Below are 20837 nucleotides of genomic sequence, written 5' to 3' on the forward strand. Positions count from 1 at the left end.
CCCAAACATCTACCGGCAGTCGGGGCAGAGACCCTCGAAGATGGTGTAGTGCGATGTGACGTGCCAGCCGATTTGCTCGGATGCCTTGGCGTCGAGCTGGGCATCGAAGGGGAGCGGTACGTCGATGACGCGGCTGCACGAGGTGCAGATGATATGTGCGTGCGGCTCGATCGTGCGATCGAAGCGGCTGCCGCCCGGCGTCTTGATGGAGAGGATCTCGCCGGCGTCGGCCAAGAGATTGAGATTGCGGTAGACCGTACCACGGCTGATTTTGTCATCCTGCGCGCGCACGACGTTGTAAATTTCGTCGGCGGTGGGATGGTTATAGCTTTGGCGCACGGCGTCGAGAACCAGCTTTCGCTGCTTGGTATTCCTTCTTTGCACCGCCATGCGCCTCGCCTCTTTTCTATCAACGGTCGTAGGTAAATGATACCGTATTTAGCACACAATACTAATAACGAGGAATGAAACCGTCTTCATTGGCAAGTGGGGCTCGGGTCTGGGCGTCTACGAGGCGAAAACGCGTTCCCATGCGCTCGTAGGAGGCATGAAGCGCCTCGAGATGAGATAGGATGTTTGCCGGAGCCCCCTGTATCTCCATCTCGACTGAGCCGTCTTCCATGTTGCGCACCCAGCCGGTGAGTGCGCGTGCCTGCGCGAGGTTGGTGTTGGTAAAGCGAAAACCGACGCCCTGGACTTGCCCCTCCCAGCGCAGGAAATAGCGCAGGGGAGCGTCTTGAGTGGCCTCGTCGCTTGCGAGCACAGTAAGCCTGCGGCGCAGCTCGAGCTCGACGTTTGATGGTTTTTGAGGCTCTCGACTGCCGCCGGTGACGCTGGAGAAGAACGTTTCGAAGAAGCCCATCGCTAGGCCTGCTTGACTGAATCAGCGGGAAAGGTAATGCCGGCCTGCTGGCGCACGGCATCCATGATACGCAGCGAGACAAGCGTGACATCGCGATAGTGGCCAAGCTCATGGCGCCCGGCAGGCGTTTCCCAGATCTCGTCCTTAATGCTATCGATGCCGACGATGGCGGTGATAAAGTCGGCGAGCTCGTACTCCATGGTGTTGCTCGATTTGGGCAGGTTGAGCGCGCGCCCGTTGTCGCCTTGCTCGCGCGGCGCCTCGGTCGCCGATCCGCGCACGACGTCGCCGCGATAATCGATGCGTACGTTGCGGGGCGTGGACAGATGGTCAATCTGGATAGTGCCACGCTCGCCTTCGATCTGCGATGGCAGCAGGTCATTCGTAATTTTGGAGTGCGCAAGCTCGACGGAGATGCGGCCACCGCCGTAGCTGGCGAGGATGGAACCGCAGCCGTCGATGGGGCCGTGCGTGAGCTGTCGCGTGGTGGGGTCGAGCAGAGTAGTCATGCTCGTAAGGCCGGAGGGCATGCCGAAAATCTCGACCATGGGCTCGACGGTGTAGACGCCGATGTCCATGAGGGAGCCCGATGCCATATTGCAATCGAAGATGTTGCTGGCGCGTCCTGCGAGGATTTCGTTGTAGCGCGAGGAGTACTTGCCAAAGCGCAGTGAGGCGCGGCGAATGGGCGCAATTTCGCCCAGAGCGTCCTCGATGGCGTGGAAAGCGAGGTCGTGGAGCGGGCGCATGGCCTCGAGGGCCACGACACCTGCTGCCTCGGCAGCGCGGAAGACTTCCAGCGCCTGCGCTTCGGTGGCGCAGAAGGGCTTTTCGACGATAACGTGCTTGCCGCCGGCGATGCAGGCGAGCGCCTGCTCGTAATGGAGCGCGTTGGGGCTGCCGATGTAGACGGCGTCGACGTCGGCGGCGGATGCGAGCTCGTCGAGTGCAGTGAAGTTGCGCTCGCCGCCGCGCTCAGTGGTAAAGGCAGCGCCGCGCTCGGCGTTGCGCGAGAGCGTGCCTACGAATACAGCCTGGTCGTTTGCATTGACGACTTGGATAAAGTCGTCGGTGATCATGGATGTGCCGATGGTCGCTATGCGCAGCATGTGTCCCCCTCGTGCCGTTCGGTTTACAGGATGAGTGTAGCGCGAGGGGGCAGGAAATAGCGTGCGAAAACGCCGTTACAGGTCGCTCTCGTTAAAGCCGGCGTCGATATCGAGGTTGCTGCCGTCGGCCGCCGTGGTGGCAAGCTCGTCGCAGCGCTCATTGAGCTCATGGCCGGCGTGACCCTTAACCCAGATGAACTCAACCTTATGCTTGCTTTTGGCGGTGAGTAGGCGCTCCCACAGGTCGCGGTTCTTGACGGGCTGCTTGTTGGCGGTTTTCCACCCGCGCTTTTTCCAGCCGTCGATCCAGTGCTTGTTAAAGGCGTTGACGACGTACTGCGAATCGGAATGGACTTCGACCTCGCAGGGGCGGTTGAGTGCCTCGAGCGCCACGATAACGGCCATGAGCTCCATGCGGTTGTTGGTGGTCTTGGCGTAGCCGCGCGAAAGCTCGGAGGTAAAGGTCTTGCCGGCGGGGTTGGTGTATTTGAGCACGGCGCCGTAGCCGCCGCGTCCCGGATTTGATCGGGCCGAGCCGTCGGTATAGATGATGACCTTCACGGGCTTCCTTTCTTTGAGTGCATTTCATGTGAGTGACCATTGTAGCGCCATGCCCGCCGGGGGCCAGCAATCTACGATTTCTACCCCGTCTTCCGACTGTTAGCTGGCATGGATGATGCGGTTGAGCTCGTCGAGGTATTGCTGCAAGAGGAGAGAGGGCTTGCGCTCGTCGTGCATGATGTAGCCAACGTGCATCGTTGGGGCGTCTGCTAACGGGATCGATGCCATACCCCATTGCATTTCATTGGAGAGGACTCCGGTCGACAGGGTGTAACCGTTCGACGTGATAAGTAAGTTGGTAAGTGTTCCGCGGTCCGAGATTCGTATGTTGCGGTCGCAAGGGATATAGCTAAAAGGTTCCTCGGCGTAATAGAAGGAGTTTGAGGTTCCCTGCTCAAAGCTGTAGCGCGTATAGGGCGCGAGGTCGGCAAGGGACAGTTGAGGGCGGCGTGCGAGCGGATGGCGTTCGCTCACGAAGACGTGGACCGTCGCGTCGAAGAGGGGATGGAAGCTTGCGCGGGCATCGGCGAAGGCCTTCTGCAGAACGCGAGCGTTAAAGTCATCCAGATACAGAATGCCGATATCGCTGCGAAACGCACGGACGTCATCGATGATCTGCGATGTGGTGGTCTCGCGCATGATGAACTCGAACTTGCTGTCGCGGCAGCGCTCGACCACGTTGACAAAGGCCTCGACCGAAAAGGCGTAGTGCTGGGCGGAAATGGCGAGGCGGGCTTGCGGGGTGCCGCCGTCCTCGTAGCGTGCCTCGAGCATGTCGGCCTGCTCTACGACCTGGCGCGCATAGCCCAAAAGCTCGGTGCCGTCGTTGGTGAGCGTGACGCCGCGGCTGGAGCGCGTAAAGATCTCCAGATGGAGTTCCTGTTCCAGGCTTTTGACGGCGTTTGAGATGTTGGACTGAGCGGTATAGAGGCGCTGAGCTGCGGCGTTGATTGAGCCGGACTCTGCCACGGCGATCAGAAAACGAAGCTGCTGAAGGGTCATCGACGCCATCCTTTCGATAGTTATCTATAAAACAGATAACAAGTTAGCGCTTTTTAGTGATTGACCGAGGAAGACAATGCCCGTACTATTCAAAACACACAAAGGCGGTAGGTTATTAAGCCGACTACGGAATCGGGACGCGAAAGGAGGCCCGCATATGAATTGCTTACCAAGACGAATGCCGGGCTCCTGTTTGCGCCCGTCGGCGTGATCAGGAGACAGCGACTTACTTCTCTCTTTTTACTTACTTTCGTTCGATCAAGGAGATCATCATGAGCCAGTTCATCAACAACCCCGAGCACACCTTTGGTTTCGATACCCTGCAGCTGCACGTTGGCCAGGAGAGTGCCGATCCCGCATCCGACTCCCGTGCCGTGCCGATCTACCAGACCACGAGCTATGTGTTCCGCAACTCCCAGCACGCCGCCGACCGCTTTGGTCTTGCCGACGCCGGTAACATCTACGGCCGTCTGACCAACTCCACCCAGGGCGTCTTCGAGGACCGTATCGCCGCGCTCGAGGGCGGCGTGGCAGGTCTTGCCGTCGCCTCCGGCGCTGCTGCCATCACCTATACCCTGCAGGCTCTTGCCCAGGCTGGTGACCACGTGGTGGCTCAGAAGACCATCTACGGTGGCTCCTACAACCTGCTGGAGCATACGCTCTCCCAGTTTGGCGTCGAGACCACGTTTGTCGATGCCCATAACCTGGAAGAGGTTGAGGGTGCCATCAAGGACAGCACCACGGTCATCTATCTCGAGACGCTCGGCAACCCCAACTCCGACATCCCCAACATCGACGCCATCTCCGAGATTGCCAAGAAGCACGGTCTGCCGGTTGTCGTCGACAACACCTTCGGCACCCCGTATCTGTTCCGTCCGCTGGAGCACGGCGCCAACATCGTCGTCCACTCCGCAACCAAGTTCATCGGCGGCCACGGTACCTCGCTGGGCGGTGTGATCGTCGACGGCGGTAACTTCGATTGGAAGGCGAGTGGCAAGTACGCCCAGATCGCTGAGCCCAACCCCTCCTACCATGGTGTTTCGTTTGCCGAGGCTGCCGGTCCCGCCGCCTTCGCAACCTATGTCCGCGCTATCCTGCTGCGTGACGAGGGCGCCTGCATCAGCCCGTTCAACGCCTGGGTTCTGCTCCAGGGCACCGAGACTCTGTCGCTGCGCGTTGACCGCCATGTCGAGAACACCAAGAAGGTCGTTGAGTTCCTGGCTGGTGACAGCCACGTCGCCAAGGTGAATCACCCGAGCCTGCCTGAGCACCCCGATCACGAGCTCTATCAGAAGTACTTCCCCCGTGGCGGTGCCTCGATCTTTACCTTTGAGATTAAGGGTGGCCAGGAGGCTGCATGGAAGTTCATCGATCATCTGCAGGTGTTCTCGCTGCTCGCCAACGTGGCCGACGTCAAGTCGCTCGTCGTGCACCCGGCTACCACCACGCACTCCCAGCTCTCTGCCGAGGAGCTCGCCGAGCAGAACATCACGCCCTCCACGATCCGTCTTTCCATCGGTACCGAGAACGCCGAGGATATCATTTGGGATCTGAAGCAGGCCTTTGCCGCGCTGGACGAGTAAGGCGACTTGTGCAAGGACCCCTTGCGACTCGATAGGTATAACTGCATAAAATGCCTGCTCAAGGCGCCTGTGCGAACAATGGTTGCACGGGCGTCGTTTTTGCATAGAGAGGGTGCAAAAACAGGGTTTTTGACACGCTTTATGCAATCGAGATGTGGAAAACTCCTGTTGAGAGGATGTGAGTTTTACGCAATTGACGTGCGCCTTTTGAGTAAAACCGCAGGTCGCGATTTGCTCGGGGTACTATGCAGCGCGATTAAATCACACGCAGCTCAAACGCAGCAAAAACGCACTACGGAGGTTTCCAGCTACATGAGGATCGATTCACGAAAACCGAAAGCCGCCGCCCTTTCCGCCGCTCTGACCGTGGCACTTTTGGCGGGCGCCGGCGCAACTGATGCCCACGCGGCAACACTATCCGATACGGTCGGATCTGCGCCGTCCGAGGCGACGCTGGTGCAGCCCGTCGACTACCGCGGCGACGGTTATGGCTCTATGCAGGAGTGGAACGCCTCGATGGGGGCAAAGCGCGATTCCCTGGAGATGCGCGCTCAGATCATTATGAATATGTATGGCGACTATGCTACCGATGACGAGCGCGCTGTGTTGCAGGGTTGCATCGACGGTGCGGGTAGCCTGTTGACGATGGGGGAAGTCGACGCCAAGTCGACCGAGCTCGACGAGCTTCGCTCCACGCTTGAGGATGCCAAGCGCGAGGCGCTCGAGGCTGCCGCAGCCGAAGCCGAGGCCGCTGAGGCCGTTCAGGCTTCGTATTACAACGCCGGCTCCGGCTCGTCTTATACGTCTGCTGCGTATTACGCGAACGGCTCGGGTCTGACGCGCTCGAGCGGCGTCAATAACTATAACGGCCGCCGCGAGACTTATTACAGCAGCAACGTGTTGTATCACCACCGCACGGGCGAGTGGACGCAGGATTCCGAGGGCTTTTGGCGCGATTCCGATGGTTACTACGTCGTTGCCGCGGGCGATAAGGCCCAAGGCTCTACGTTTACCGGTTCCAAGGGCGAGTGCAAGGTCTATGACTCCGGCTGCGCTGCCGGAACCACCGACTACTACACTGGCTGGTAATCTGCCATAAGCCAATAGGACATGACGGGCGGGCGTCTTTACCGAGCCTTTGGGCAACGTAAGGGCGTTCGTTTTTTGTGCGTGCTTGAGTTAACAGAGCGCTTACCGTGGCAGTACGCCGCGCATATGGGCGCGGGGCACACTAGTTCATGAGAAATAAGGTCTTTCTCTTGGAGGAAGTGGTCTTGTGAACGCTCGAGATATCGCCGTTGCCGTCGTCGCATTGGTGCTTGGTTGCCTTGGTCCTACGGCCGCGCTCATTGCGGGCGTGCAGGGGTCATGCGGGGCTGCTCCAATCGTGGTCGGCGCGCTGATTGCGGCCGCGCTGCTGGGAAGTGCGGGTGTAGTCCTTTGTCGCGACGATGAGGGCCAGGCCTCGGAGTCGCAGCTCTGACCGTCGGGACATCGACTACTGGTTATAGATGAAGATGAAAGCCGCCGTAAGGGGAGTGCCCTTGCGGCGGCTTTGCTGTTGAGTCTGTTGACGTGGTGAGTCGGGCGCTACCAGCTTGCCTCGATATCGCGAATGCGCTGATAGAGCCATTCGTTCTGCGGTGCCTGGATATCGTGCTTGGCCGCCAGACGGCAGATGATGCCGGCGAACTCCTCGACCTCGGTTTTGCGCCGCGCGACGCGGTCTTGCGCCATCGAGGGCATGCCGGCGGGATCGATTCCTTCGATGAGGTGCACCATCTGCGTCAGGTCTGCCTCGGTCAGCTCAACGCCCTCGGCGTTGGCGACCGCAAGCGTTTCGCGCATGGCGGAAACAAGGCAGCGACGCTGCTCGGAGCCCGGCTCCGTGGCACTTCCGTACGTGCCGCCGTAGGCCATGCAGGTCTGGTTGATGCCGTCGTTGAGCATGAGTTTGGCCCACATGCGGTGCGCAATGTCGCTCTCGACGGTGTGTGCGATGCCGCAGCGCGTGTAGAGCTCGTCGATTGCGGTGATGGCTGCGGGATCCGTACCGGCCGCCGCGCCAAAGCGGATTTCGCCCGTGTTGGTAAAGGTGAGCTCTCCGTTGAGAAACACAGCGTCCATGCCCTGGCAAATACCAAGAACGGTATGCTCCCAGCCAAAGCGCTCGGCAATCTTTTGCTCGCTCGTGATGCCGTTGCACAGCGAGGCGATGAGCGTATTGGGTCCCACGACGCGCTCCATAGTCTTGAGTGCTTGGTCGAGACCGGTGGTCTTGACCGTCAGGATGACCAGATCGGCGGGCGTTGCCTTGCTGGCGCGGACGGACTTGAGCGCACAGGGCTTGCCGTTGACGGTGAGCGCATCGTTTGCGTGACGCTCAAAACGGGCGTCATCCATAACGTATTCGACGGCGTCATTGCCGAGGGCCTTGGCAATCATGCTGCCGCAGAGCAGGCCGACGCCGCCCTTGCCGATAAAGGCGATCTTGTTGATCTGCATGCGAATCATCTCCCCATATAAAAGGCGCCCGCGTAAGGGGCGCCTGATGGATTGTATGCCGCCGGACCATGCTGCGTGCACCGGATGGCCGTATTTGTTTGTTGCTCCTTTCATCGGGCTTTTTGCTGATGTTAAAGCGGTGTCGTGACGGCTCGATTTCTGCTGCGTTACGATACGTTCTCGATTGCGATTCCACGATGTTTCGGTCGCGTGACCATTGTGTTTCGTCTTGCCGGGGCGCTGATGGCGAAAGGAGGGGCCGTGCAATACCGCGTTGACCCCAAAAGTGGTAACCGAATATCTGCTCTGGGTCTGGGCTGCATGAGATTTCCCGGTGCGCCGGGACACCCCGATGCGAAGACGGCCGATGCCATCATTTCCCGTGCGGTGGAACAGGGGATTAATTATCTGGATACTGCGTATCTTTATCCCGGTAACGAGGTGTGCGTGGGCGCCTCACTTGAGCGCTTGGGGCTGCGTGACCGGGTGTTGCTGGCGACTAAGTTGCCGCACGCTTCGTGCAAATGTGCGGAGGATTTCGACCGCTTTTTTGACGAGCAACTGCACCGTTTGCGGACCGACCATATCGACTACTACCTTATGCACAACATTACCTCGCCCGCCCAGTGGGAGCGCGTGGTGGCGTTGGGCATCGAGGACTGGATTGCGCACCAAAAGGCTGCGGGGCGTATTCGCCAGATAGGTTTTTCGTATCACGGCAGTGCGGCGGACTTCCTGACGATGCTCGACGCGTATGACTGGGATTTTTGCCAGATTCAGTACAACTACGCTGGAGAGCGCTACCAAGCGGGAACGGCGGGACTTATAGCAGCCGCCGAGTGCGGGCTCGCGGTGTTTGTGATGGAGCCGCTTTTGGGCGGACGCCTGGCGGGCAAGCTGCCTCCGCGGGCCCGCGCCGTGCTCGATGACGTACGCGATCCGTACCTGAAGACGCCGGCTGCTTGGGGCCTTTCGTGGGTGTGGAACCATCCTCAGGTCACGATGCTGCTTTCGGGCATGACCGATACCGCGCAGGTGGACGAGAACGCGGCATTGGCGGATCGCGCACTGCCGAATTCGATGACGACAGAGCAGCTCGATACCATCGCGCGTGTGCTGGGAGAGTTTGAGAAATCGAATCGCGTGCCCTGTACGGGCTGCGGCTACTGCATGCCGTGTCCCAAAGGCATCAATATCCCTGGGTGTTTCGCCGCCTACAACGCAAGCTATGCGCACAGCTGGTTTACGGGCCTGTCGCAGTATTTTACGGCGAGCGCGGTGCGGACGAGTGAGCCCAAGTTGGTGAGCAATTGCGTCAAATGCGGCAAATGCGCACGTCACTGCCCGCAGCACATCGATATTCCTGAGCGTCTCGACGATGTGCGCCGACGTTTCCAGCCTGGCCTCGTAACGGCCGCGCTTAAAGCCTTTTGCAAAACGCGTTCCTGATGCCCCTTTTTATAAGTTGCGGTGGAATAGTTCCTGTTTGCGGCAGAATAGGGCATCGACAGGAACTATTTCACCGCAACTGATGAGGGGGAGCTGGAGATGCTGACGATTGGGTGTCATCTTTCGACGACGAAGGGCTATCGGGCGATGGGGGAGACGGCGCTATCCATTGGCGCCAACACCTTTGCATTCTTCACGCGCAACCCGCGCGGCGGCAAGGCGAAAGATCTTGACATGGATGACGTGGCGGCCCTGCGCGAGCTTATGGAGAAAAACGACTTTGGCCCGCTTGTGGCTCATGCCCCCTATACCTACAACCCCTGTTCTGCCAAAGAGCGGGCACGCGAGTTTGCCTTGGAGGCAATGGCCGAGGACTTGCAGCGTCTGGAAGCGCTGCCCGGCAACTACTACAACTTCCACCCCGGCGCGCATGTGGGGCAGGGGACTGATGCCGGCATTCAGATGATCGTCGACACCTTGTGTCAGGTGATGTTTGAGGGGCAGCAGACGACGGTGCTGCTCGAGACCATGGCGGGAAAGGGTACCGAGGTGGGCCGTAGCTTTGAAGAGCTGGCGCGCATTATCGAGGGTGCTGCCGCCAGGCGTCCAGAGCTATCGGACAAGCTGGGCGTGTGTCTGGACACCTGCCATGTGAGCGATGCCGGCTACGACATCATCCATGATCTGGACGGCGTACTCGACGAGTTCGACCGCGTGGTGGGTATCGACCGCTTGCGTGCCGTACACATCAACGATTCGAAGAACCCCAGTGGTGCCCATAAAGATCGTCACGAGTGCATCGGCAAGGGCTACCTTGGCAGCGAGGAGTTTGGCGGCGGTATGCAGGTTATGCAGAATATTGTATCGAATGGCCGCTTGCGCGCATTGCCATTCATTTTGGAGACACCGAACGAACTTGCAGGTTATGCGGCTGAAATCAAACTGTTAAGGTCATTGCAGCAGTAATGACTGTCATAAAGTGGAGTGTTCCATTCACGTTATGGGTTTGTTTCAATCAGTTTTCTAATTGCGGATTCTTCCAAACGGGCGCATAATATCCAACAGTTTTTGCAGACCTCTGAATCAAACGGGGTCACCGGAAGGAGACTGATTATGAAGCTGAAGAAGCTTGGCGCATTTGCCGCCACGGGCGCCATGGCACTCGCCCTCGCACTGACGGGCTGCGGCTCGTCCAACGCCACCTCTGGTTCTGATGCCGGTTCCAGCAGCTCTGACGACGCTAAGGTCGAGAAGGTCGACGGCTCCAAGGAGTACGCGCTCGTCAAGGACGGTACGCTGACCGTCGGCACCTCTGCCGAGTACGCTCCGTTTGAGTACAAGGATGACAACGGCGATTATCAGGGCTTTGACCTTGAGCTTATCAAGGCTATCGGCGACAAGCTGGGCCTGGATGTCGAGTACGTCAACAATGACTTTGACACGCTGGTTCCGGGTGTCGCTTCGGGCGCCAAGTATGACGTTTCCATCGCGGCTATCACCGACACGCCCGAGCGTGAGAAGGAAGTCACTTTCTCCGATTCCTACTACATGGACGATCAGGCTATCGTGACCAAGGTCGATAACACCGACATCACGGCCGACAACTACAGCGAGAAGCTCAACAACGCCGACGCTACCATCATCGTCCAGTCTGGATCGACCGCCGAGGCCTTTGCTCAGGAAAACTTCCCCAAGGCTAAGATCGTTCCCTACAAGGACGCCACCGAGTGCTTCAGCGCCCTGCAGTCCGATAAGGGCGATGCCGTAGTCACCAACCGCTCCGTTGCCAGCCAGCTGACCGCCGAGCAGTTCAACACCTGCCAGACCATCAAGCAGGTCAGCACCGGCGAGGAGTACGCCATCGCCATCAACCAGGGCAACACCAAGCTCAAGGACGACATCAACCAGGCCATCAAGGACCTGACCGACGACGGTACCGTTGACGCCCTCATGGCTAAGTACAACATCAAGTAAATTAATGCTTGATTGCGCGCGGGCCCTTTCCGTTTTGCGGAGAGGGCCTTTGCGCCTCTCTTGACGGAGAGCGTTTCCGTCTCGTTTTGTCGGCAACTTCTACGATAGGAGCCACCTTGTCTCGACTGAACAAAGGGGCCACGGAGCAGCGTTTTTCACTGCCCGCCTTGCTCCAAAAGCTATCCTGCGTCATGGCCGTGGCGCTCGCGCTGGTGTGCGCGGGGGCATATGCGCCCACGACCGCCCAGGCGCTTGAGACCGCAAAGATTACTGCCCGACCCAACACCGGTTCGGGCAGCGCTGTGGTCGGCGGCACCGAGACGCGCATTACCTGGGAAGTTCAGGCCGATGCCGACGAGGAGCTGAGCGGTCTTTCGCTGACGTTTGTCGACGGCACGACGTTTGGTACCGATGACACGCGATTGACGATGCTCTCGGGCGAGGACCTCATGGATCGTACGCCCATGAAGCCCACGTGCAAGGCTGACGGCCAGACGCTCAAGATCGACTTTGGCGAGACGGCGCCTGCCGGAGGCTTTTTCCGTGTCGAGGTTTACGGCGTGACGTTTCCCGTCGAGGGCGGCGATGAGGCCTTCAGCGGCACCTATACGCTCGCCGACGGTTCGACCAAGAAGATTTCTAAGATTCCTTCCGTCGAGATTAAGGGCGTGACGGCATTCGATAACTTCCTGGCCGACCTTAAGGAGCAGCCGTGGGTCGAGGCATGGAATTCCAACATGTTCCTTCGCCTGTTCCTGAACCCGGTCATTTTGGTCCAGAGCCTGCCGATCGTCTTCAAAGGCTTCCTCATGTCGCTCTCGATCGTGCTCGTGGCGTTTCCGCTGGCAATTCCCTTTGGCTTTGCCTTGTCGCTCATGCGCATCTCCAAGTCGCGCATCCTGCGTTGCCTTGCCGGCATCTATGTGAATATCATCCGCGGTACGCCGGCGTTCCTGCAGATCTACATCGCGTTCTTCGGTCTGCCGCTGGCCGGCGTCAAGGTTGACGACTATGTGCTGGGCGTCATCGTCATGGCCATGAACTCGTCCGCCTACCTGTGCGAGATCTTCCGCGCCGGTATTCAGTCGATCCCCAAGGGCCAGAACGAGGCCGCGCGCTCGCTGGGCATGAACGCCTTCCAGACGCTGCTCTACGTTATGATTCCGCAGACGTTCCGCAATGTCCTGCCTACACTGACCAGTGAGTTCATCCTGCTTTACAAGGATACGTCGCTGCTCGCGGCCGTGGGCGTGGTCGAGATCGTCATGAACGCCCGTACCATCGTGGCCACGACGGGTTCCATTACGCCGTATGTGGTTGCCGCGCTGTTCTACCTGGTCATCACCCTGCCGCTTGCTCGCTTGGTGAGCGGTCTTGAGGCGAGGCTTCTGGGGACGACCGAAACCAAGAAGAAGCGTCCCGCCAAGAGCGCTGGACAGGTCGTCGCGACGCCCGCCGACCACATCGCCGGTCTGTAAGGAGGTCCTATCATGAGCGAAACCAATAACTCGAACGAGGTCGTCGTCAGCATCAAGAACCTCCAGAAGGCCTTCGGCGATAACGTGGTCCTGCGCGATATCGATCTGGATGTGCACAAGGGCGAGGTCGTCGTAGTCCTGGGTCCTTCGGGCTCGGGCAAGTCGACGATGCTTCGCTGCATCAATCGTCTGGAGCATCCCACGAGCGGCTCGATCGTCGTTGAGGGCGTGGACGTTTGCGCCAAGGGCGTCGACCTTAACAAGGTACGTACGCATCTGGGTATGGTGTTCCAGCAGTTCAATTTGTTCCCGCACCTGTCAGTCAAAAAGAACGTCATGCTCGCACAGCAAAAGGTACTCAAGCGCAGCAAGGAAGAGGCCGAGAAAATCGCTATCGAGGAGCTGACCAAGGTCGATCTTGCCGAGCGCATCGACTTTATGCCGAGCCAGCTCTCGGGTGGCCAGCAGCAGCGCGTTGCCATCGCCCGCGCCCTGTCGATGAACCCTCACGTTATGCTCTTTGACGAGGCCACGTCGGCGCTCGACCCCGAGCTGGTTCGCGACGTTCTTGGCGTTATGCGCGATCTTGCACGTGACGGTATGACCATGATCGTCGTGACGCATGAGATGGGCTTTGCCCGCGACGTCGCCGACCGCGTCGTCTTTATGGACGGCGGCGTTATCGTGGAAGAGGGTACGCCGAGCGAGGTCTTCGACCACCCCAAGAGCGAGCGCACCAAGGCGTTCTTGGGAAATATCTCGTAGCCGCTTTATATGACTGACATAACAGAAAACGGGAGCCGGATGTGATCCGGCTCCCGTTTTTGTTGGGATGCGAATGTGTTTTGGTGCAGAGCTCGTTATGGGCGGAGCTCATTGCCGCTAGGCGAGCTCGGCTCCAAGGGCGCGGCAGGCCGCCTCGCCCTCGTCGTCGGGCGCGTCGTAGCAGATGGTGGAGTCCACGACGTTGACGCCGGTCTCGTCGGCGTCGGCCTTCCAGTTGTCCATCCACTCGCCTTCGGCCCACGAATAGGAGCCAAAGAGGACGACCTTCTTGTCGCCGAGAGTCTCCTTGACCTCGTCCCACATCGGCTGGAACTCATCGTACTCGAGTTCCTCGGAGCCCATGGCGGGACAGCCGAAGGCGAAGGCATCATATTCGGCGGCCTTGTCGGCAGAGAAGTCGGCGCAGGGGATGACCTCGGTCTCGGCACCCGCGGACGTGGCGCCTTCGGCGACGAGGTTTGCCATGGCCTCGGTATTGCCCGTGCCACTCCAATAGACGACGGCGATCTTGCTCATATGTTTTCCTTTCGGTTGTGCGGCGTGCGGCCGCGTTTTGTATGCTCTATCGGGTTGCCTGGACAAGTTGTCCCAGGGTGCAGCCCTGTTGATAGATGTACGTAAGGTATTGCGTGCATGCGCGATAGGAATCGAAGGTCGTGAGCGCCTGCTCAACGTTTGTGTATACCTTCCATGCGCCAAAGACCTTATAGTTTTCGCCGTGCTGGACGATAAACTGATGGACATCTTCGTAGGGATAGCCCAAAAAATAGCCAATTTCGTGGGGGAACTCGCACATGCACCCCGTATCGCAGTGCCTATTTCGCGCGAGTGCGCAGACGCTGCTGTCATAGGCGCTTTCTGCGGCATTGCTGCTTGCCAGCGTGATGCGCGCGGCGAGATGCACCAGGGATGCGGGCAGGTTGTGGACATCGTAACCTTCGGCGGTAAGCGCCGTCGTGGCGCGGGGGTCGGAGAGGTATCGCATGAGGTCCGCAGGGCGGTACACATAGATGAGCGCTCCGCAGGGGCGCCAGACCAAAACGCTCATATGGATCCCGAGTGGCTGGAGCTCGCGGTTGCATTGGGCAATGACCGCGAGCAGGCGAGAGCGTCGCTCTTCGATATGGGCGGCGCCGGGTTTTCCGCCTTGGTTGGCGTAAACGCCGGGATAGGTAAAGAGCGAGGCCGGCTTGATACCTGCGAGCGTAGGGGAGCAGTTGCGCACGACAGCCGTTTGGTATGTTGGGATGTCAATGGTTCGAGTCACGATGCTCCTTTCGGGTCCTCAGTTGTTAGCCTAGGAAAACTTATACACGAAAGTAAGCCAAGGTCAACAAAAAAGTTTGAAGCGGGAAACTAATTGACCGAACCGACACGAGTTTGGAGTAAGATGGGAACACCCCATGGGGGTATAGGTATAAGAGTTTGGAGAAAGGGGATCGCATGGAAGACTTGCTAAACCCTGCAAATATCATCGTGCTTGCCGCGATTGTCGTCGGCATGTTCTTTGGCCTGCGGCGTATTGTCGCTTCGACACACGGAAAGAGCTGCTGCAGCGATGGCACGAGCGGTAAGAAGGCCAAGAAGGTAGTGGTTGCGGATACCGATCCGTCCCACTACCCCTATAGCGATGAGCTGCTCATCGGCGGCATGAGCTGCGATGGCTGCGCTCAGAATGTGGCCAATGCCCTCAATGCGCTGAATGGTGTGTGGGCAACGGTAACGTACGCGGACCACACGGCGCGCGTGCGCTCCAAGCGGCCAATCGATCGCGGTGCTCTCGTGGCGGCCGTGAAGGATGCGGGTTACTACGTCATGACGCTGTAAGCGCCGCCTTGGATGCACTTCCTTGTCTAGGCTCGTCCGCGCAGTTCGATGTCAAGAATGTCATCGAAATCGATGGCGATGTCTTTGAGCTTGAGGAGCTTGAAGGCAGGGAGTACCTCGTCGAGGATGCCGGTGCGGGAGCGATAGCCGTACGTATCGTAATAGGTGACGCGGACTAGGTCGCCACGTTTGAGGCCCTCGAGCTTTTTCGAAAGCTCGAGGGCTTTTTCTTCCGTGAGTTCACATTTTGGTTCGGCGGTGATCTCTTGCTTGCGCACGAGTTCGTAATATCCCGTGAGGGCGGCAAAGGGCATAAACTGCGCGGCACGGCCGGCACGGACGGCGCCGTTAGCGGTGAGCTTGGGGTCGGCGGAGCGACGTCTTCCCTCGGGGTCCGCTAGGCGTTCAAAAGGTGTCGGTGGCCGCATCGGCTGCTGTTGGGGCTTAGGCACGGTGCCCTCCTACCTGATCGTTGCGTTCGCGTGCGGTGGCACCGGCGGTAAAGCTCAGTCCCTTAACCAGCGCGTTCTTGCCGTATTTGCCTTTTACAGCCAGCACGGCACGGGCCAGCTCGCGCTCGCGCTCATCGGCCTCGACATCGCTAAATAGATCGATGGTGGCAAACTCCTCCGGCATGAGGTTGCCAAATCCCAGGTTGATGCGCTTGACTGGTCGTTTGGGATCGACAGTCTGCGCCCAGAGCTCATCGAAATAGCCCATGATCTTCTTAAACGAATTGGTGCGCTCGGGCAGCTTGCGCGAGGCGTTGGAGTGCGCTAAGAGTGCGGCATAGCCACCGCGCGGTTTGCCGCCATGCTCTCCCACAAAGATGCCATCGATAGCCTGCGCCTCCCGCACCAGGCGGCGCCGTTCGTCATCGCGCTGGACGGGCTTGGGCGCACGGGGCGCGAGCTCAGGGCCGGCGGTTGCGGTGGGTTCGATGCTCGACGTGCTCGAGCGTAGGTGTCCGCATCCGTCCACATATTGCGCTGTACCGCTGGCGTCGAGGCGGCGTATGTCAGCTCGTTCGCTCGCATAACCCACAAAGAGCGAGATGCTGTCGCAGACCACGTGCTTATCGACTAGGTCCAACACGGCGTTGTCGACCATCTCGCGCAAGACGGTGTAGGCCTGCTCATAGGCATAGCCCTTCGAGAGCACCTGCCCTGTGGTGGTCGAGGTCGCTTGCGGGCGATAAGCTTGGATATCGGCGATGGTTGTCGGCTCACGCCCGAAGGCGTGGTCGATGAGATATTCGGCATTGACGCCGAGCTCGTCGTAAAGCAGGTTTTCGTCGAGCGCCGCGACGCCCATCAGATCGTAGACGCCGTATTTCTCGAGGCGGGCTGCCACGCCGGGACCGATGCCCCAGATATCGGTGATGGGACGATGGGGCCAGATCTCCTTGCGAAAGGTCTCGTCGTCGAGTATGCCGATGCGGCTGGGTACGTGCTTGGCGGTAATGTCGAGCGCTACCTTGGCCTGGAATAGGTTGGGGCCGATGCCGACCGTCGCCGTGATGCCGGTGCGCGCGAGGACCTCGTCGCGCAGCGTGCAGGCGAACCCTTCCGCATCGGTGTGATAGAGGTCCAGATATGGCGTCACGTCGATAAAGCACTCGTCAATTGAGTAGACGTGAATGTCTTGCGGACTGACGTATTCCAGGTAGATACCGTAGATCCGCGCCGACACCTCCATGTAGTGCTGCATGCGCGGTACGGCCTTGATGCAGTCGATGCCGTCGGGAATCTCGAACAGACGGCAGCGATTGTGTATCCCGAGGTCCTTCATAGCCTGCGTGATAGCGAGACAGATAGTCGTGCGTCCGCGCGATTCGTCGGCAACGACCAGGTTGGTGGTGAGCGGATCGAGCCCACGATCGACGCACTCGACGCTGGCATAAAACGTCTTGAGGTCGATGCAGATGTAGGTGTGCTGCTCGTGCGCCATCCGAGCCCTCCCATCAAACACATGTTCTTATCGAATACCTGTTCGATAATACCTGCTCGACCGGACACCGTCAAAATCTGTCCCTTTTTGGCAGGTATGGTCGTGCGGCTGCATCGGGTTTTAACGCAGCTCTAAAGAGTGCGAAACAGCTCGGAAAACCTCGCTTCGTAGCATGGGTCTAACGATTGATACCGCCTATACGCACGGAAGGGTTGTGGGAAAGATGGTCAATTATGGGTTTGGTATGCCGACGCGCCTTGTTGCGGATGGAGACGTGGCTCGCTGGTGCGGACGATTGGTCGCTCACTACGGTGGCACCAAGGCGCTGGTTGTGCTGGGTGGTGACAAGCACACGCGTGATGAGCTCGTTTCGGCGGCGCTCGGCTCGCTCGACCGGGCCCTGCTCGAGCGCGTACTCTTTCGCTGTGGCTCGGTTGGAGGCGATGGGGGAGGCGAGCTGGTCAACGAGGCCGTGGCCCTGGCGACCGACGAGGGCGTGGACTTTGTCCTGGCGATCGGTGATGCCGATACAGCCGGCTTTGCGCGCGAGCTCGCCCGCCGCATGGCGGCGCTCGATGCCGGTGAGGACGGTTTTGTCCCCTATGGATGCATTGTCTCGGAGGGCAAGGTGCCCGCTACGGTGGGAGCCGGCGAGGCTCCCGTTTTTGCCATCATCGCGCCCGAGCTGCTGGAGGGCATCGGGTCTCCCTTGCGCGAGCTGCTTGGTAGCGTGTGCGCCGCGGCATAATACCTGCCAGGAAGGGACAGGTTTATTTTGGTAGGTAAAGCGTTTGACCTGCCAAAATAAACCTGTCCCTTTTTGGTCGGTTGCCGTTTGGGGGCCGATTGGCAACGCTCGCTGATTATAGTCTTGACCTGCGCTAGAATAGTGGCATCTGAATGTCCGGGCGCATGGAGGCGTGCGCCCGTATGCTGAGGAGGACTCTATGGCAACTGTTGCCGCACCTATCGATGCTACGTCGACTGCCGCTTGGAAGGCGCTCGAGGCTCATCAGGAGAAGCTCGAGGCCGAGGGCATCGACCTCAAGGCCTGGTTCGCCGCCGATGCCGAGCGCGTGAACAAGCTGAGCTTTGACGCCGGTGACCTGCACTTCGATCTGTCCAAGAACCTGGTGACCGATGAGACCGTCAAGCTGCTGTGCGATCTTGCCCGCGAGGTGAAGCTCGAGGAGCGCCGCGACGCCATGTTCTCCGGCGAGCACATCAACACCACCGAGGACCGCGCCGTCCTGCACACCGCGCTGCGCCGTCCGGCAAGCGAGAAGGGCCAGCTTATCGTCGACGGCCAGGATGTCGTCGCCGACGTGCACGAGGTCCTCGATCGCATGTATGCCTTCGCCGAGCGCGTGCGCTCCGGTGAGTGGAAGGGCGTTACCGGCAAGAAGATCGAGCACCTGGTGTCTATCGGCATCGGCGGCTCCGATTTGGGCCCGGTCATGGCTTACGAGGCCCTGCGTCCCTATGCCGACGCCGGTATCGACTGCCGCTATATCTCCAACATTGACCCCAACGATCAGGCAGAGAAGCTTCGCGGCCTGGATCCCGAGACCACGCTCGTGATCATCGTGTCCAAGACCTTCACTACGCTCGAGACCCTCACCAACGCCCGCGAGGTCAAGACCTGGATGCTCGAGCAGCTCAAGGCTCAGGGCGCCATCGACGGTTCCGATGAGCAGAACGCCGACGCCGTTGCCAAGCACTTCGTCGCCGTTTCCACCGCACTCGAGAAGGTCGAGGCCTTCGGTATCGACCCCGCCAACGCCTTCGGTTTCTGGAACTGGGTCGGCGGCCGCTACTCCGTCGACTCCGCCGTGGGCCTGTCGCTGATCGTCGTGCTCGGCCCCGAGCGTTTCCAGCAGTTCCTTGAGGGCTTCCACGCCATCGACGAGTACTTCTGCAACACGCCGCTCGAGAACAACGCCGTCGCGCTGATGGGTCTGCTCAACGTCTGGTACGTCAACTTCTTCGGTTCCAAGAGCCACGCCGTGCTGCCGTACTGCCAGTACCTGCATCGTTTCCCGGCCTACCTGCAGCAGCTCACCATGGAGTCCAACGGCAAGCATGTCCGCTGGGACGGCAGCGCCGTGACCTCCGACACCGGTGAGATTTTCTGGGGCGAGCCCGGCACCAACGGCCAGCATGCCTTCTACCAGCTGCTGCACCAGGGCACCGTGGTGGTTCCGGCCGATTTCATCGCCTTCGCCAATACCGCCAACCCTGCGACCGATAGCGGTCAGGACGTGCACGAGCTGTTCCTGGGCAACTTCCTGGCCCAGACCAAGGCACTCGCCTTTGGCAAGACGGCCGACGAGGTTCGTGCCGAGGGTACGCCCGAGCAGATCGTCCCGGCTCGCTGCTTTGAGGGCAACCGCCCGACGACCTCGATCTTTGGCGACACGCTGACCCCGTTCGCGCTCGGCGAGCTCATCGCCCTGTACGAGCACATCACGTTTGTCGAGGGTACGGTCTGGGGCATCGACTCCTACGACCAGTGGGGCGTTGAGCTGGGCAAGCAGCTTGCCAAGCAGATCACCCCTGCCTTCCACGACGACGCCGCCAAGGCCGAGCAGGACGCTTCGACCCAGGCGCTCATCGAGTTCTATCGCGCGCACCGTAAGTAGGATTCGCTGCGAAAACTAACGCATAGCCGACAAGGGCCCGTATCCGTTGGGATGCAGGCCCTTTGCTATCTGGATAGAATGGAATGTATCGGGAGGCGCCTCGACGGGCATCGCAATCGTCGAAGGCACGCCGTTCATGTTTGGGACAATGTGACATTTTTCCCGTTGCAAACAGCGCCGCCGTGGGTGTTCTGTATGATGGCTCAGACAAGGTTGCTCAATGACAGGGAGGCACATATGGCAATCAAAGCCATCGCAATGGATATCGACGGTACGCTCACCAACGACCAAAAGGTCATCAGCCCGCGTACGCGCGAGAAGCTGCTCGCGGCGCAGGAGTCGGGCATTAAGCTCATCTTGGCTTCGGGCCGTCCCGCATGGGGGCTGCACGCCTTGGCGCAGGAGCTCGACCTTCAAAGCCATGACGGTCTGCTAGTTGCCTTTAATGGCGCGCATGTGGTCGATGCCCAGACCGACGAGGTGCTGTTCGATCAGGCTATGCCTGCCGACGAATTGCATCGCCTGATTGATCACCTGCGTAATTTTGACGTGATCCCTATGATTTCGCTTGGTCGCGATTTGCACGTCGAGGACTCGTACCATTGCATGATCACGCTGCCTGACGGCTCGCAGAAAAACATCGTCAAATACGAGCGCGATGCGTGCGACCTTAAGATTCGCGAGGTCGAGAGCTTGCATGAGGTCGTGGACACTTATCCCGTGGACAAGCTGCTGACGGCGGGCGATCCGGCCTACCTGCAGGCGCATTACGAGGAGATGTATGCGCCCTTTAAGCAGACGCTTTCGGGCATGTTTACGGCCGACTGGTACTTTGAGTACACGGCGCCCGGTATCGACAAGGCCCGTGCGCTCGAGGGTGCCCTGCCCAAGCTCGGCATCGATGCCAGTGAGGTTGTATCGTTTGGCGACGGCCAGAACGACAAGTCCATGATTGAGTGGGCCGGCACCGGTGTTGCCATGGGTAACGCCGTCGATGAGGTTAAGGCTGTAGCCCAGATGGTGACCGCCGATAACAACGAAGATGGCATTGCGGTGGCGTTGGATAAGCTGCTGGGTTAGAATCGCCGATTAATGCATGGCTCGGGCGC

The 20837-nt window shown here is 59.5% G+C and carries 22 protein-coding genes; 12 read left to right on the forward strand and 10 right to left on the reverse strand.

Annotated elements, in window-relative coordinates; genetic code table 11:
• Positions 1-9 precede the first annotated feature (9 nt).
• From DWV20_RS04025 to DWV20_RS04045, 5 genes are all read right to left on the reverse strand, one after another.
• A complete protein-coding gene (locus DWV20_RS04025; RefSeq protein WP_099431458.1) occupies positions 10-390 on the reverse strand; it encodes a Fur family transcriptional regulator in 381 nt (126 codons plus the stop codon).
• Between the two features lie 61 nt (positions 391-451).
• On the reverse strand, positions 452-862 hold the full coding sequence (locus DWV20_RS04030; protein WP_118256424.1) for an acylphosphatase: 411 nt from the start codon (positions 860-862) through the stop codon (positions 452-454).
• Positions 863-864: 2 nt separating this feature from the next.
• Positions 865-1971, reverse strand: a complete 1107-nt coding sequence (locus tag DWV20_RS04035) for a Gfo/Idh/MocA family protein (RefSeq protein WP_118256425.1) — start codon at positions 1969-1971, stop codon at positions 865-867.
• Positions 1972-2046: 75 nt separating this feature from the next.
• Positions 2047-2532 (reverse strand): ribonuclease HI, encoded by a 486-nt coding sequence (rnhA, locus tag DWV20_RS04040; protein ID WP_089572983.1) that lies wholly within the window; start codon positions 2530-2532, stop codon positions 2047-2049.
• A 99-nt stretch (positions 2533-2631) separates the two neighbouring features.
• Entirely contained in the window at positions 2632-3534 is a 903-nt protein-coding gene (locus DWV20_RS04045; protein ID WP_117735794.1) for a LysR family transcriptional regulator, read from the reverse strand.
• Positions 3535-3806: 272 nt separating this feature from the next.
• Between DWV20_RS04045 and DWV20_RS04050 the strand changes: the two genes are divergently transcribed.
• The 3 genes from DWV20_RS04050 to DWV20_RS04060 all read left to right on the forward strand — a co-directional run bounded on the left by DWV20_RS04050 (position 3807) and on the right by DWV20_RS04060 (position 6600).
• A complete protein-coding gene (locus tag DWV20_RS04050) occupies positions 3807-5117 on the forward strand; it encodes an O-acetylhomoserine aminocarboxypropyltransferase/cysteine synthase family protein (RefSeq protein ID WP_118256426.1) in 1311 nt (436 codons plus the stop codon).
• Between the two features lie 312 nt (positions 5118-5429).
• Complete coding sequence (locus tag DWV20_RS04055; RefSeq protein ID WP_117583890.1) at positions 5430-6206, forward strand: hypothetical protein; 777 nt, start codon at positions 5430-5432, stop codon at positions 6204-6206.
• 187 nt (positions 6207-6393) lie between these two features.
• The gene (locus tag DWV20_RS04060) at positions 6394-6600 is read left to right on the forward strand and encodes a hypothetical protein (protein WP_117766084.1); all 207 of its coding nucleotides are present in this window, start codon (positions 6394-6396) and stop codon (positions 6598-6600) included.
• Positions 6601-6707: 107 nt separating this feature from the next.
• On the opposite strand, the gene DWV20_RS04065 is transcribed toward DWV20_RS04060, so the two are convergent.
• Positions 6708-7622 (reverse strand): ketopantoate reductase family protein, encoded by a 915-nt coding sequence (locus DWV20_RS04065; protein ID WP_233539769.1) that lies wholly within the window; start codon positions 7620-7622, stop codon positions 6708-6710.
• 261 nt (positions 7623-7883) lie between these two features.
• Between DWV20_RS04065 and DWV20_RS04070 the strand changes: the two genes are divergently transcribed.
• The 5 genes from DWV20_RS04070 (at position 7884) to DWV20_RS04090 (ending at position 13288) form a co-directional block, all read left to right on the forward strand.
• On the forward strand, positions 7884-9071 hold the full coding sequence (locus DWV20_RS04070; RefSeq protein WP_118256428.1) for an aldo/keto reductase: 1188 nt from the start codon (positions 7884-7886) through the stop codon (positions 9069-9071).
• Between the two features lie 99 nt (positions 9072-9170).
• Positions 9171-10037 carry a deoxyribonuclease IV gene (locus DWV20_RS04075; protein ID WP_117716548.1) on the forward strand — a complete coding sequence of 289 codons (867 nt, stop codon included), beginning with the start codon at positions 9171-9173 and terminating at the stop codon, positions 10035-10037.
• Between the two features lie 147 nt (positions 10038-10184).
• Positions 10185-11045 carry an ABC transporter substrate-binding protein gene (locus DWV20_RS04080; protein ID WP_117629739.1) on the forward strand — a complete coding sequence of 287 codons (861 nt, stop codon included), beginning with the start codon at positions 10185-10187 and terminating at the stop codon, positions 11043-11045.
• A 116-nt stretch (positions 11046-11161) separates the two neighbouring features.
• Positions 11162-12523: an ABC transporter permease subunit gene (locus DWV20_RS04085; protein WP_233539770.1), complete on the forward strand. Its 1362-nt coding sequence runs from the start codon at positions 11162-11164 to the stop codon at positions 12521-12523.
• A gap of 12 nt (positions 12524-12535) precedes the next feature.
• The gene (locus DWV20_RS04090; protein WP_118256430.1) at positions 12536-13288 is read left to right on the forward strand and encodes an amino acid ABC transporter ATP-binding protein; all 753 of its coding nucleotides are present in this window, start codon (positions 12536-12538) and stop codon (positions 13286-13288) included.
• A 117-nt stretch (positions 13289-13405) separates the two neighbouring features.
• Here DWV20_RS04090 and DWV20_RS04095 read toward each other — a convergent pair whose 3' ends face one another.
• Both DWV20_RS04095 and DWV20_RS04100 read right to left on the reverse strand, forming a co-directional pair.
• Positions 13406-13825, reverse strand: coding sequence for a flavodoxin (locus tag DWV20_RS04095; protein WP_118256431.1), 420 nt, complete (start codon positions 13823-13825; stop codon positions 13406-13408).
• Between the two features lie 46 nt (positions 13826-13871).
• The gene (locus DWV20_RS04100; RefSeq protein WP_158551283.1) at positions 13872-14576 is read right to left on the reverse strand and encodes a DUF3793 family protein; all 705 of its coding nucleotides are present in this window, start codon (positions 14574-14576) and stop codon (positions 13872-13874) included.
• Positions 14577-14752: 176 nt separating this feature from the next.
• On the opposite strand from DWV20_RS04100, the gene DWV20_RS04105 reads away from it, so the two are divergent.
• Positions 14753-15136: a heavy-metal-associated domain-containing protein gene (locus DWV20_RS04105; RefSeq protein ID WP_117637468.1), complete on the forward strand. Its 384-nt coding sequence runs from the start codon at positions 14753-14755 to the stop codon at positions 15134-15136.
• 26 nt (positions 15137-15162) lie between these two features.
• On the opposite strand, the gene DWV20_RS04110 is transcribed toward DWV20_RS04105, so the two are convergent.
• Both DWV20_RS04110 and DWV20_RS04115 read right to left on the reverse strand, forming a co-directional pair.
• Positions 15163-15588 carry a YolD-like family protein gene (locus tag DWV20_RS04110; RefSeq protein ID WP_233503154.1) on the reverse strand — a complete coding sequence of 142 codons (426 nt, stop codon included), beginning with the start codon at positions 15586-15588 and terminating at the stop codon, positions 15163-15165.
• Entirely contained in the window at positions 15581-17086 is a 1506-nt protein-coding gene (locus DWV20_RS04115) for a DNA repair protein (RefSeq protein ID WP_118256432.1), read from the reverse strand. Before DWV20_RS04115 ends, DWV20_RS04110 begins: the two co-directional genes overlap by 8 nt.
• Before the next feature lie 244 nt (positions 17087-17330).
• Here DWV20_RS04115 and DWV20_RS04120 point away from each other — a divergent pair, with 244 nt between their 5' ends.
• The 3 genes from DWV20_RS04120 (at position 17331) to DWV20_RS04130 (ending at position 20808) form a co-directional block, all read left to right on the forward strand.
• A complete protein-coding gene (locus DWV20_RS04120; RefSeq protein ID WP_158566209.1) occupies positions 17331-17834 on the forward strand; it encodes an iron-containing alcohol dehydrogenase in 504 nt (167 codons plus the stop codon).
• A 199-nt stretch (positions 17835-18033) separates the two neighbouring features.
• Positions 18034-19728, forward strand: a complete 1695-nt coding sequence (gene pgi, locus DWV20_RS04125; RefSeq protein ID WP_118256433.1) for a glucose-6-phosphate isomerase — start codon at positions 18034-18036, stop codon at positions 19726-19728.
• Between the two features lie 237 nt (positions 19729-19965).
• Positions 19966-20808 carry a Cof-type HAD-IIB family hydrolase gene (locus tag DWV20_RS04130; protein ID WP_199581783.1) on the forward strand — a complete coding sequence of 281 codons (843 nt, stop codon included), beginning with the start codon at positions 19966-19968 and terminating at the stop codon, positions 20806-20808.
• The last annotated feature ends 29 nt before the right edge of the window (positions 20809-20837 follow it).

The sequence above is a fragment of the Collinsella sp. AF02-46-1 genome (assembly GCF_003465825.1).
GTDB lineage: Bacteria > Actinomycetota > Coriobacteriia > Coriobacteriales > Coriobacteriaceae > Collinsella.